Here is a 12558-nt window from a genome sequence, read left to right on the forward strand (position 1 = left end):
AATTCGGATATTGCTTGCAATACTTATGTACTCATTATACCAGATTTCCTGCGCGACGAAACTTTTTTCGAACCCTTTTCGACCGGCCGACGTCCATGATCACCTTGACCTACCGCATCGAGACGCCAGGCAGCATCGAGTCGCTGGCGGCCAAGATCGCCAGCGACCAGTCGACGGGTACCTTCGTCGAACTGCCCGGCGAGACGGAGGAACTGAAGGCTCGCGTGGCAGCGCGCGTGCTGGCAATCCGTCACCTGCCTGATGCCGCGCAGCCGTCTCTCCCGGGATCCGGCAACGGGCCCTTCAGGCGCGCTGATGTCGACATCGCCTTTCCGTTCGATGCCATCGGCACCGATCTTGCCGCACTGATAACCATTGCCATCGGCGGCACATATTCGATCAAGGGGCTCACCGGCATTCGTGTCATCGATATGAAGCTGCCGGAACAATACCGGGGCGCCCATCCAGGCCCGCAATTCGGCCTCGCTGGCAGCCGCAGGCTGACCGGCGTCGAGGACCGTCCGATCATCGGCACCATCGTCAAGCCGGCGCTGGGCCTCCGGCCGCATGAGACGGCCGCGATGGTGGGCGAACTGATCGAGGCCGGCGTCGATTTCATCAAGGACGACGAGAAGCTGATGAGCCCTGCCTATTCGCCGCTGGCGGAGCGGGTAAAGGCGATCATGCCGCTCGTCCTCGACCATGAACAGAAGACCGGCAAGAAGGTGATGTATGCCTTCGGCATCTCGCATGCCGATCCCGACGAGATGATGCGCAACCACGATCTGGTGATCAAGGCTGGCGGCAATTGTGCCGTGGTCAACATCAACTCGATCGGCTTCGGCGGCATGGCGTTCTTGAGGAAGCGCTCCGGCCTGGTGCTGCACGCCCACCGCAATGGCTGGGACATCCTCACCCGCCATCCCGGCCTCGGCATGGATTTCAAGGTCTGGCAGCAGTTCTGGCGGCTGCTCGGCGTCGACCAGTTCCAGATTAATGGCATTGCCTCGAAATACTGGGAACCAGATGCATCCTTCGTCCGCTCCTTCAAGGCGGTAACCACGCCGATCTTCTCGCCTGACGATTGCGCGCTGCCGGTGGCCGGTTCCGGCCAGTGGGGTGGACAGGCACCCGAGACCTATGAACGCACCGGGCGAACGGTCGATCTCCTTTATCTCTGCGGCGGCGGCATCGTCAGCCATCCGGACGGACCGGGCGCCGGCGTGCGCGCCGTGCGTCAGGCCTGGCAGGCGGCTGTGGACGGCATTCCGCTGGCCGACTATGCCCGCAGCCATGCCGAACTAGCGCGGTCGATTGAAAAATTCGGCGATGGCAGGGCGGCCTGACACCCATGCAAGACCTGCTGCTCAGCTACTATGGCGACGACCTCACCGGCTCGACCGATGTGATGGAAGCACTCGAGCTTGGTGGCGTCCCGACCGTGTTGTTCATGCGCCAGCCGGACGCCGAGCAGCTTGCACGGTTTTCGCACTGTCGTGCGGTTGGCCTCGCTGGCACCAGCCGCAGCGAGACCCCGCAGTGGATGGACACGCATTTGCGTGACGCGTTCGCCTGGCTGAAGGCGCTGAGAGCCGATATCTGCCATTACAAGGTCTGCTCGACCTTCGATTCCAGTCCGGTAATCGGCAGTATCGGCCGGGCAATCGAGATCGGCCGCTCGGTCTTCGCACAGGACAGCGTGCCCATGCTGGTCGGCGCACCGCAGCTCAGACGCTACACTGCCTTTGGCCACCTGTTCGCGGCCTATCGCGACCAGTATTTCCGCATCGACCGTCATCCGGTGATGAGCCGCCATCCGACGACGCCGATGAATGAGTCCGACCTGCTGATTCATATGTCGCGACAGACCGGACTCTCCTTGGGATTGCTTGACCTGGCGACGCTGCAGTCCACATCGCGATCGCAGGCATTCGATCGCCTCGTGGAGAACGGTGCCGCCATCGTTCTTATCGACGTCGACAACCGGGAGACCCAAGCCCTTGCTGGCAAGGAAATATGGCGGGTTCGCAAACCGGGCGGTTCCATCGTCGTCGGCTCGTCCGGAATCGAATATGCGCTGTTGACCGAGTGGGCGTCGAGGGGCATCGCCAACGCTGGGCCACGCTTTGCGCCGCCGGGTGCCGTCGACCGGCTGGCCGTCGTGTCGGGCAGTTGCTCGCCGACCACCGAACGACAGATCCGGCATGCCCTGTCCGACGGTTTCGACGGCATTGAGGTCGACCCTGTCGAATTGGTTTCGGAGGGGTCGGTGCAGGCGATTGCGCGTGCGGCAGCAAAGGGCCGCGCCAGTCTGCAAGCCGGGCGCAGCGTCATCCTCTATACGGCACTTGGCCCCACCGCCGACAGGGGCGCCGAAATCGACCGGGAGGATGGTGCCCGCCACAAGCTTGGCCGCGGCCTTGGTGCGCTGCTGCGCCAATTGACGGAGGAGCAAAACTTGCGGCGCGTGATCATCGCAGGCGGTGACACGTCAAGCCATGCGCTGGGACAAATGGGTGTAGACGCGCTGACCGTCAGGATGCCCCTGCCCGCCTCGCCCGGTTCCCCGCTTTGCGTAGCCCATTCCAGCATCGATGCGATCGACGGGCTGGAGGTCGCGTTGAAGGGCGGGCAGGTAGGAACCGACCGCTATTTCTCGTCCATCCGTGACGGCCTTCAGAATTGACCATGGCGTTGCGCTGGGACATTGCGAAACCTGGGGAGACATGCAGAGCCGATTAGGGCTTGCGCCTGAGCACCAAGCGAGCACATGTCTGCTCGAAAGTCGACCGGCAGAGCCCCTCCGGAACAGGCCTTTAGACTAAGCATTGATTGAGCGACGACCGCTTTCGAAAAAGGCTGCGCTTCGCCAGGAATGGCAGACATGCTGCGCAAGAACCTGCTCAATCTCGAGCTCAAGTTCGTGCGCAGTCTCGGCGTCACCGCCCAGCGCCAGTCGTTTCGACACGTCTCCGCTCAGCCAAGTCTTCAAAGAGCGGGCTCTCCAGGTGATCGCCGTTCGCTATCCTTCGAAGAGCTTCGCCAGGTCTTCCATCGGCCGGAAGAGCTTCAACTGAAGCGCTTCGCCGCTTTACGAAGCACCTCAATTAATTTTCTGGACGTCGGCCTATGCGCCGGTCGCGCGCGCGGTGATGCGCTCCAGCCCGAGCAGCAGGACCAGCGTTGCCGCCACAAGGATCATGGTGAGTGCCGCACCGGCGAAGATGTCGCCGCGATCGGTGAGGCTGAAGATCGACACCGGAAGCGTCACCCAGCCCGGCGGATAGACCATGACGGTGGCGCCGAGTTCGCCCATGGACAGCGCGAAGCTCAAGCCGAAGGCAGCGACCAGGTAGGGCGCCAGCAACGGCAGCGTGACATGCCAGAGCCGATATGCCGGCCGCGCTCCAAGGCTCGACGCCACCTGCTCGAAATCGGGCGAGAGCCGTGCCAAGCCGGCCGAGACATTGCCGAATGTAAAGGCCGAGATCAGCACGAAATGCGCGATCATGACGATTGCCACCGTGCCGTTGAGCAGCAGCGGCGGATGGCTGAACGCCACCAGCAGGCCAAGACCGACGGACACCGAAGGCACCGCGCTGGGGATGAAGAACAAAAGGCCGAGCAATCGCCGCAAGGCATGACCCTGGAGGCGCAGCGACAATGCTGCCCAGGTGCCGCTGACCAGCGCCAGTGCGCTGGCCAGGAAACCGGTGACCAGACTGGCCTTTACCGCTCTACCGGCGGAGCCGGAAATGACATCGGTGTAGTGCTCCGTCGTCAGGCCACTCGGCAGCACGCCGTTCCATTGGTCGGCTAGGCTTGACAGCAGGATCACTGCGAGCGGCGCCAGGAACAGCACGCCGAACAGCAGCGCGAAAAGCAGCCACAACACGATGCGACTAGGGCGCGACCAGACCAGCATGGCTAGACTCCCAACCGACCGGCGGCGAAACGGTAGAGGCCGAACAACCCGAGCGACAGGGCGATGTTGACGACGGCTATGACGCAGGCAACCTGGTAGGCCGATTCCTGGATTGCCTTGCCATAGATTAGCAGTGGCAGAGTGATGACGCCCTTGGCGCCGATGAACAGCACGATGCCGAATTCATTGACGGTCAACAACAGGCAGAGGCTTCCGCCGGCGATGAGCGCCGGAATCGCGGCCGGCAAGATGACCTGGCGAACGATGCGAAACGGGCGCGCGCCATGCACGCTTGCCGCTTCGATCTGGCCGCGATCGACCAGCGAAAAGGCGGCTAGGAGCGGCCGCAGGATGAAGGGCGTATAGACGGTGACTTCGGCGAGCACCACGCCCCAGGTCGAATAAAGGAAATCGACCGGCGGCAGCGGCAGCGAGAAGGCCTCCATCAGCCCAGAGTTGAGCATGCCGGCGGAACCGTAGAGGAAGGTGAAGGCAAGCGTCACCAGGAAGGTCGGAAGAGCGATGAAGGTATCGATCAGCCGGGCGATGAAGCCGCTGCCGGGGAATGGCACGAAGGCAAGGATCAACGCCAGCACGAGGCCGACAATCAGGCATCCGGCCGTCGCCGTGACCGAGATCGTCACGGTGTTGATCAGCGCGTTGAGGAAGAAGCGCGAATGCAGGACGCGGATGATCTCGGCGGCATTGGCGACGCCGCTGTCGTCGAGGAAGGCCTGTCGGGCGATGAGCGCCAGGGGGTAGAAAAACAGCAGCGCCAGCAGGGCCGCCGGCGGTACGATCCAGAACTTGCCGGGTTCTCTCCTGATCGCCGGCGCGCAAAGTGCGACCGCCTCAGCCACCGGCGTCTTCCGGAAGGAGCGAGGTGTCGGCGGGCGCGAAGAACAATGGCACCTCGGCGCCGGGTTCAGGCAAGGCGACAGGCAGTTTCGTTGCCGAGACCCGCACCGGCGTACCGTCGACATCGAGCACGAGGTGGGTGAGTTCGCCCTGCCAGTGCACTTCCCTCAACGTACCGACGATGCGGTTGGTATGCTCGCTGTCGGCGGTCAGGCTGAGATGCTGCGGCCTGATGCAGAGCAGGCTCCTGTCGCCGGCCTTCTCATCGCGGCCGGCACCTGTCAGCACCGCGTCGCGATGCCTTGCCGTGGCAAAGCCCTTCGACCCGGCAGGCTCGGCGACCGTCACCGGCAGAAGGTTGGCGCGGCCGAGGAACTCAGCGGTGAAACGGTTTGGCGGGCGACGGTAGAGTTCGGTTGTCGGTCCATGCGAACAGACCCTGCCGTCGCGCATAATGGCGATCTTGTCGGCAAGCGTCAGCGCTTCGGTCTGGTCATGGGTGACGTAGAGGATCGTCAGGCCAGGCAGGCTGCGGTGCAGGCGGGCAATCTCCTCGACCATGTTGCGGCGGATCTGCGCGTCGAGCGCCGAAAGCGGCTCATCGAGCAGCAGCACGCGTGGCCGCACGGCCAAAGCACGCGCAATCGCGACGCGCTGCTGCTGGCCACCCGAAAGCTCGCGGGGATAACGCCGGGCAAAAGTCGCCATGCCGACGGTGGCGAGCGCTTCTTTCACCCGTTCGCCAATCAACGCCTTGTCGGCGCCTTGTGCCCTGAGGCCGAAGGCAACGTTGTCCTCGACCCGCATATGCGGAAACAGCGCGTAGTTCTGCACCACCATGCCGAGACCGCGCTCGTAGGGTGGCAGATCCGTCACATCGGCCGCGCCGATGCGGATGCGGCCGCTTGCCGGGCGCACGAACCCGGCCACGGCGCGCAGGGCTGTGGTCTTGCCGGAACCCGAAGGCCCGATCATCGCCAGGATTTCACCCGGCGCAATATCCAGGGTCAGCGGATGCAGGACGACATGTGCGCCATAGGCGACGCTGACCTTGTCGAAGTGGACGTTGGAACCGGCGCCGCGAATTTTCGCGGCGTCGATGTCCATGACACTGGTACCAGTAAAGGCGACGGCCGACATGGCTTGATCCTCCGGATTTTTGCCCCCGGGTGTCAGCTTCCGGTCGCCTCGTTCCATTTCTTGACATAGTCGGGAAGCTTGCTCAGCGCTTCGTCCCAGTTCGGAGCCCAGACGGTCACACCCTTCATGGCCTCCTGCGCTTTGGCGAAGTTGGCGTCATCCGGCTTCACGTCCTTGCGGGCGGGCATACCGAGCGCTACCGAGCTTATGGTGGACTGGGCTTCCTTGGCGAGCAGGAAGTCGATCAGCTTCCTCCCATTGTCGGCATTGGGTGCGCCAGTGACCAGGCCGATTTCATAGGGCAGTGCGAAAGTGGAGCGCACACCGTCAGGACCGGCGGGCCAGAACACCTTGATATTCGGGTTGTCGGCCATCTGCGACATGTTCATCTGCAGATCGCCGTTGGCGACGTGCAGTTCGCCCTTGTTGACCAGCGCGGTCAGCTTGCCGGTCGAAGCGGACGGGCCGACATTGTTGTCCTGCAGCTTCTTCATGAACTCGAAGCCTTTGTCCTCGCCGCCGAAGGCATGGATGATCTGCAGCATGACGGCGGTGCCGTCACCGGCCTGGCCCGGCGTGGAATACTGGATCTTGCCCTTGAACTTCGGATCGAGCAGATCGTTGTAGCTTTTCGGCGCTTCCGAAAGCACGGCGCTGTTGTAGATGAAATTCATGTAGTTGTTGACCAGCGGCCGGTACTTGTCGGTGCCGCCGTCGATCTGGTCGGCGGCTTGCGGCCTGTAGTCCTGCAGCAAGCCATCGGCGGCCGCGCGCTGGACGAAGGGCGGCAAGGTCACCAGCACGTCGGCCTGCGGGTTGGACTTCTCCTTGGCGACACGCTCGACGACACCGCCCGAGCCTGCCTCGATATACTGCACGGTGATGCCGGTGGCCTTGGTGAAGGCGGCGAATTCGGTCTCGTACCAGCTGCCATTGCCGTCATGCAGGCCGTCGGCGGAATAGATGGTGACAACGCCGTCGGCGAATGCCGGTCCAACAAGAGCCGAGGACGCCAATAGCGACGCGGCGAAGGCCGTAACGATGGTTGCATTGCGCGATTTCATGATCAGTTCCCCTGTGATTGATGGCACATTCTGCGATGCACTAGGACGATCGCGCCGTCGGGACCTTCCGGCCTTGTAGCGCTGGTGGATGTCGTCGTTGTGTCAACTCTGGGGACTGGCGATCGATAAGTAAAATCTATTTATTTTATGAGAGCCAAATTTCCTCTGATATTTGTCTTGGAAGTGTCGCATCATTGTCGTGGGTGCGGTCGCGGCTGCGCGGAGTAGACGATCTGATTGGAAATATATCCGTTATCAGCCGAATAAGACGCCCGATGTCTGAGCCCGCAAACGCGGATCCTGCGAGCGGATGATCACTGGCCGGCCCTCGAGGATCTCGAAACAGCGCGCCAGCGTGTCGTCCTCGAGCCTGCGCATCGCCTCATGCGTGAAGAAGGTGAGATGCGGAAAAAGGATCACGTTGTCGCGATCGAAAAGCGCGCGCATCGGATGGTCCGACTTGGAGAGCGGCTCCGCCGAATAAACGTCGAGCCCTACGCCACCGATGCGCCCGGCAACGACCGCCTCGACAAGCGCCCGCTCATCGATAAGCGCGCCGCGCGAGACGTTGATGATGATGGCGGACGGCTTCAGGCAGGCGAGCTCTGCTTTGCCGATCAGTCCGCGTGTCTTGTCATTCAGCACACAATGCAGGGAAATGAAGTCGCAGGCCCGCAGCATGGCGCGGAGATTATCGGCCTTCTCGACGCCGGCGGCATGCATGGTTGCGGCATCGACACCGGGATCAAAACCAAGAACCCGGGCGCGAAATCCCTGCCCGGCCATGCGCGCCATGCTGCGGCCGATCTTGCCGCAGCCGACTAACCCCAGCGTGGCGCCGGAAATGTCTCGCCCCAGCCAGAGCTGCTCGGGCCAGATCCAGCCGTCGCGCGACATTGCGGACGTAATCGCCGGCAGCCGCTTGGCCAGCGCGATCATCAGGGCGAAGGCGCCTTCGGCGACGGTTTCCTCGGCATATTCCGGTACGTTGACGACAGGGATGCCGCGCCGCATCGCGGCAGGGATGTCGATGGCGTCGACGCCGACGCCATATTTGACGATGCCCTTCAATCTGGAAGCCGCCTCGATCACCCGTGCGGTAATCGGCGTGTAGCACATCAGCAGAAGATCGGCGTCGGTGACAGCTTGGATCAGGTCAGCTTCGGGAATGCCGTCGGGCAGCGTCACCAGATCGACACCTCTTGCCCGCAGGCCGGCGTCGATCTCTGGACACTCAAGTTCCCGATCGGTGCGGATGGCTTTCACGATCAGGCGGCCAGCACGGCGCGCTCGACACTATCGAGAGCGCGGTCGAGATCAGTCTTCGAAATGACCAGCGGCGGCGACAGCGTCAGCACATTGCCCTGGCTGACCTTGAAGCTCAGGCCCTGCTCCAGGCAGGTATAGAAGACCCTCTCGGCGAGATCGCGCGCGGGCTGGCGCGTAATGCGGTCCTCGACCAGTTCGACACCGACCATGAGCCCCCTGCCCCTGACGTCGCCGACATGGGGCGAGCGTGTCATCAGGTCTTGCATGCGTCCCAGCATATGTTGGCCAAGCTCGGCCGAACGATCGACCAGTCCTTCCTCCAGGATGATGTCGATCGTCGTCAGCGCCGCGCGCGTCGTCACCGGGTTCTTCTCATGGGTGTAGTGACCGATGGCAAAGCCGCCGGTGACGTCGAGGTCGCGGCGCGCGATGACGGCGGCGATCGGCAGGATGCCGCCGCCGAGAGACTTGCCGAGAACGACGATGTCGGGCGTTACGCCATCATGCTCGTGGGCAAAGAACTTTCCGGTCTTGCCAAGGCCGGTCGGGATCTCATCGAAGATCAGCAGTGTGCCGTGCCGGTCGCAGGCCTCGCGTACCCGTTTCCAGAAGCCGGGCGGCGGCGGGTTGGGCGTCGCCCGCATCGGCTCGGCGACGACCGCCGCCACGTCCTGTTCGCGGCCGAGCACGTAAGCGAGCATGTTGGCGCAGGCGAGCCCGGATGCTTCCAGCGAATCGTGGCCGTACGGGCACCGATAGCCGTCCCAGGGCGCGACGTGCTCGGTGCCGGTCATCATGGGTCCGGCGATGTGGGAGCGGAAGGTCGCCTCGCCGCCGACACTCGCCGCCCCGAAGCCGGCGCCGTGAAAGGCATCCCAGAACGATACTGTCTTGAAGCGGCCAGTCGCGGCGCGCGCGATCTTCAGCGCCACCTCAATGGCGTCCGAGCCGCCAGTAGTGAACAGCACCTTGCCGAGATCACCGGGCGCAAGTGCTGCCAGCTTTTCGGCCAAGTCGACAGCGGGCTCGCAGGTGAAGCGGCGCGGCGCGAAGCAGAGCTCGTCGAGCTGCTTCTTGATCGCGGCGACCAACCTTGGATGGCCGTAACCAAGGTGATGCACGCTGTTGCCGTGGAAATCCATGAAGCGGCGGCCGGCGGTGTCCTCGATCCAGATGCCTTCAGCCTTGGCGATCGTCGACAGGCAGGGACTGGACAGGCTCTGATGCATGAAGGCGGCAGCATCGCGATCGAGCAGGCGACGGATCCGCGGATCGTCCTGGCTTGCGTCCCAGCGGCCGCGCGCCGCTGTGGTGTTGGAATCGCCCTCGGTATGCACAAGCTCAGATATCGTGGCCATCATGGTCTCCGCAACGCGAATGAGGGAGCGTGAAATGCCCCCTCGGTTGGTCTGCCGGTTGCTATGGTCCGGTCAGGACCAGGGCAGCGAAAATGTCTTCACATTGGTGTAGCTCTTCATCGCTTCGACGACGCCTTCCTTGTAGCCATTGCCGCTGTCCTTGATGCCGCCGAACGGCGACATCTCGATGCGGTAGCCCGGCACTTCCCAGATGTTGACCGTGCCGACCTGTAGACCGGCGATGTATTTCTGCATACGGGGGAAGGAATTGGTGCAGACGCCCGACGACAGGCCGAAGGCGGTCGAGTTGGAGAGTGCGATCAGCGCCTCGTCATCGTCCGGCGCGCGCACGATCGGAATGATCGGTCCGAAGGTTTCTTCCATCACCAGTTCGGATTTGTGCAGAACGCGATCGACGACGATCGGCGGCAGCAGCGCGCCTTGCCGGCCCGGATTGTAGAGAATGTCGGCGCCCTGCTCGGCGGCCATATGGACACGCGCCTCGAACAGCGCCGCCGCCTTCTCATGCACGACAGTGCCGAGGTCGGTCGAACGATCCATCGGGTCGCCGAAACGGATCTTCTTCGCCCGCTCAAGCACCAGCGGCACAAAGCGATCGGCGACGCTTTCCTGGACGAGGATGCGCTTGACCGCGGTGCAGCGCTGGCCGGAGTTTTTCGTGGCACCCGCAACGGCGAGATCGGCTGCCTTGGCCAGATCGGCGTCGGAGAGGTCGTTGAGGACAATCAGCGGATCGTTGCCGCCGAGTTCGAGCACCTGACGCTTGTAGCCGGCCGTGCGGGCGATCATCTTGCCTACCGGCACACCACCGGTGAAGGTGATCAGGTCGATATTCTCGTTGGTGATCATCTCGTTGCCAATGTCGGCCGGCCAGCCGGTCACCACCGACAGCATTTCCGGCGGCAGGCCGGCTTCGTAGAGGATGTCGGCCAACAGCAGCGCCGTCATCGGCGTCAGCTCGGTCGGCTTCACCACCACGCAATTGTTGGTGGCAATCGCCGGCGCCACCTTGTGCGAGACCATGTTGAGCGGATGGTTGAAGGGCGTGATCGCCGAGATCGCCTTCAGCGGCTCACGGGTGGTGAAGATCTTGCGCGCCTTGCCATGCGGGGTGAGATCGCAGGAGAATATCTGGCCGTCATCCTGGATGCACATTTGCGCCGACAGCGTGAAAACGTCATAGGCGCGGCCGACTTCATAGAGCGAGTCGGTCTTGGAGATGCCGAGTTCCAGCGTGATGAGATCGGATATTTCTTCCCGGCGCGACGCCAGCGCTTCAGCTGTACGGAACAGTATCTGCTGGCGCTCGTAGCGGGTCAGTTTGGACTTATAGCCGGCAGCGATCTCGAACGCCTGGCGCGCATGCTCGGCGCGGCCAGCCGGCACTGTCCCGATTACGGTGTCGTTCCAGGGGTAGCGCACCTCGACGACGCCGTCGGCATCGACTTCCTTGCCGGCGATGCGCATCGGCTCGTGGCGAACTTTGATGGCAGGGTCAAGCTTGGTCATGTGCTCTGCTCCAGCAGATTCTTGGACGCGGCGCGGCGGAGGATCGACCCCCACTCGGGCCCTTCGGGCCACTTCTCCCCCGATCGACGGGGGAGAGGTGCCGAGCGAAGCGAGGCGGAGTGGAGGTCGACAGTGGCACTCAGCCCGCCAGCGCCGCCGCCATGGTGGCGTAGTAGAAGGCATCGAAGTTGCGCAAGATCGGTTCGTTCGGCAGGTCCGGCAGCACGCGATTGACGATGAAAGGCACTTCCTGCTCAGTCAGGCCGCCATGGGAGCGTAGCGGTTCGTTGAGCGCCGCCAGATCATGGCGGTGTTCACTGGTGCCGATCGTCCTGTTTTCAGTCGAGATCAGCACGATGTCGCCGATCCGGTCGACCGGCAGTTCGAAGCGCTCGCAGGCCGTCGGGCTGTCGACGACCAGCATGATGCCGTCGACCTTGGCCAGCCGCGCCATGATGCCGGCCTGATCGGCGCCATCAGGCAGATAGGCGGTGGCAAACGAGCCAAGCGCGCCGTGATGCACGACATAGGGATCGGTGATCGGCAGGATGACGCGCGCGGCGTCCTTGCCCAGCCACTCATCGAGCAGGTCCTGGACATACACAACGTCGGGCGAACCGTCCGCCTTGTGCTTGGGCTTCATGCCGTGGTCGGCGGTAACGACGATCGCAGCGCCCAGCGCATCAAGCTCGGTCAGGTACTTGTCGAACATCTCGTAGAAGGCGTTGGCCTGCGGCACGCCGGGCGCGTATTTGTGCTGCACATAGTCGGTGGTCGTCAGGTACATGATGTCGGGGCGGAACTCCTTCAGCAACTGGACGCCGGCGGCGAAGACGAATTCCGACAGTTCGGCCGAATAAACCTCCGGCACCGGCAGCCCGAAATGCTTCGACGCATTGTCGATGCCGTGCTCGGCCTTGGTGGTGGTGTCCGACTTTTCGGCCGAGAAACACAGCGCCCGGCCTTCATCGAAAGCAAGCCCCTTGCCGAGCAGCGCACGCAGCTTGTCTTTGGCGGTGACCACCGCCACCTTGGCGCCGGCATCGTAGAAGGCCTGGAAAATGGTCGGCGCACGCAGGAAGCGCGGGTCGTTCATCATCACTTCCTTGCCGGTCTCGCGCTCGTAGAGATAGTTGCCGCAGATGCCGTGCACTGATGGCGGGCGGCCGGTGGCGATCGACAGATTGTTGGGATTGGTGAAGCTCGGGATGACCGAGTGTGCAAAGCGCACCGTGCCCTTCTCCTTGATCCTGACTAGGGCCGGCATCAGCCCGGCATGGATTGCCTCGTCGAGATAGGCTGGCTCGCAGCCGTCAAGGCAGATGGCGATGGCCGGCACGCGCGGCCAGGCGTAGGTGCGGCCATTGACAGCGACATTGATGGGAGACATCTGGTTCATCGAAATCCTCGAAAT

Annotated in this window: 10 protein-coding genes; 2 read left to right on the top strand and 8 right to left on the bottom strand. The window is 63.2% G+C overall.

Features of this window, described 5'->3' with window-relative positions:
- Nucleotides 1-95: 95 nt before the first annotated feature.
- Both oiaX and M653_RS0121790 read left to right on the top strand, forming a co-directional pair.
- The gene (gene oiaX, locus M653_RS0121785) at nt 96-1346 is read left to right on the top strand and encodes a 3-oxo-isoapionate-4-phosphate decarboxylase OiaX (RefSeq protein WP_027145253.1); all 1251 of its coding nucleotides are present in this window, start codon (nt 96-98) and stop codon (nt 1344-1346) included.
- Nucleotides 1347-1351: 5 nt separating this feature from the next.
- Nucleotides 1352-2686 (top strand): four-carbon acid sugar kinase family protein, encoded by a 1335-nt coding sequence (locus M653_RS0121790; RefSeq protein WP_027145254.1) that lies wholly within the window; start codon nt 1352-1354, stop codon nt 2684-2686.
- A 441-nt stretch (nt 2687-3127) separates the two neighbouring features.
- Here M653_RS0121790 and M653_RS0121795 read toward each other — a convergent pair whose 3' ends face one another.
- From M653_RS0121795 to phnA, 8 genes are all read right to left on the bottom strand, one after another.
- Nucleotides 3128-3925: an ABC transporter permease subunit gene (locus tag M653_RS0121795; protein ID WP_027145255.1), complete on the bottom strand. Its 798-nt coding sequence runs from the start codon at nt 3923-3925 to the stop codon at nt 3128-3130.
- A 2-nt stretch (nt 3926-3927) separates the two neighbouring features.
- A complete protein-coding gene (locus M653_RS0121800) occupies nt 3928-4785 on the bottom strand; it encodes a 2-aminoethylphosphonate ABC transporter permease subunit (RefSeq protein ID WP_027145256.1) in 858 nt (285 codons plus the stop codon).
- Nucleotides 4778-5923, bottom strand: coding sequence for an ATP-binding cassette domain-containing protein (locus M653_RS0121805; RefSeq protein WP_084636800.1), 1146 nt, complete (start codon nt 5921-5923; stop codon nt 4778-4780). The genes M653_RS0121800 and M653_RS0121805 overlap by 8 nt, the downstream gene beginning before the upstream one ends.
- 32 nt (nt 5924-5955) lie before the next feature.
- Nucleotides 5956-6987, bottom strand: a complete 1032-nt coding sequence (locus M653_RS0121810) for a 2-aminoethylphosphonate ABC transporter substrate-binding protein (RefSeq protein ID WP_027145258.1) — start codon at nt 6985-6987, stop codon at nt 5956-5958.
- Between the two features lie 255 nt (nt 6988-7242).
- Complete coding sequence (locus M653_RS0121815) at nt 7243-8253, bottom strand: NAD(P)-dependent oxidoreductase (protein ID WP_027145259.1); 1011 nt, start codon at nt 8251-8253, stop codon at nt 7243-7245.
- Between the two features lie 2 nt (nt 8254-8255).
- Nucleotides 8256-9614, bottom strand: a complete 1359-nt coding sequence (locus tag M653_RS0121820; RefSeq protein WP_027145260.1) for an aspartate aminotransferase family protein — start codon at nt 9612-9614, stop codon at nt 8256-8258.
- Between the two features lie 72 nt (nt 9615-9686).
- On the bottom strand, nt 9687-11144 hold the full coding sequence (phnY, locus tag M653_RS0121825; RefSeq protein ID WP_027145261.1) for a phosphonoacetaldehyde dehydrogenase: 1458 nt from the start codon (nt 11142-11144) through the stop codon (nt 9687-9689).
- Nucleotides 11145-11283: 139 nt separating this feature from the next.
- The gene (gene phnA, locus M653_RS0121830; RefSeq protein WP_027145262.1) at nt 11284-12543 is read right to left on the bottom strand and encodes a phosphonoacetate hydrolase; all 1260 of its coding nucleotides are present in this window, start codon (nt 12541-12543) and stop codon (nt 11284-11286) included.
- Nucleotides 12544-12558: the final 15 nt, after the last annotated feature.

This window comes from Mesorhizobium sp. WSM3626, assembly GCF_000513935.1.
GTDB lineage: Bacteria > Pseudomonadota > Alphaproteobacteria > Rhizobiales > Rhizobiaceae > Mesorhizobium > Mesorhizobium salmacidum.

What these genes read in the sequence shown, in the direction of transcription:
- oiaX (WP_027145253.1), top strand. Translation starts at nt 96, where the DNA reads ATGATCACCTTGACCTACCGCATCGAGACGCCAGGCAGCATCGAGTCG.
- M653_RS0121790 (WP_027145254.1), top strand. Translation starts at nt 1,352, where the DNA reads ATGCAAGACCTGCTGCTCAGCTACTATGGCGACGACCTCACCGGCTCG.
- M653_RS0121795 (WP_027145255.1), bottom strand. Translation starts at nt 3,925, where the DNA reads ATGCTGGTCTGGTCGCGCCCTAGTCGCATCGTGTTGTGGCTGCTTTTC.
- M653_RS0121805 (WP_084636800.1), bottom strand. Translation starts at nt 5,923, where the DNA reads ATGTCGGCCGTCGCCTTTACTGGTACCAGTGTCATGGACATCGACGCC.
- M653_RS0121810 (WP_027145258.1), bottom strand. Translation starts at nt 6,987, where the DNA reads ATGAAATCGCGCAATGCAACCATCGTTACGGCCTTCGCCGCGTCGCTA.
- M653_RS0121820 (WP_027145260.1), bottom strand. Translation starts at nt 9,614, where the DNA reads ATGGCCACGATATCTGAGCTTGTGCATACCGAGGGCGATTCCAACACC.
- phnY (WP_027145261.1), bottom strand. Translation starts at nt 11,144, where the DNA reads ATGACCAAGCTTGACCCTGCCATCAAAGTTCGCCACGAGCCGATGCGC.
- phnA (WP_027145262.1), bottom strand. Translation starts at nt 12,543, where the DNA reads ATGAACCAGATGTCTCCCATCAATGTCGCTGTCAATGGCCGCACCTAC.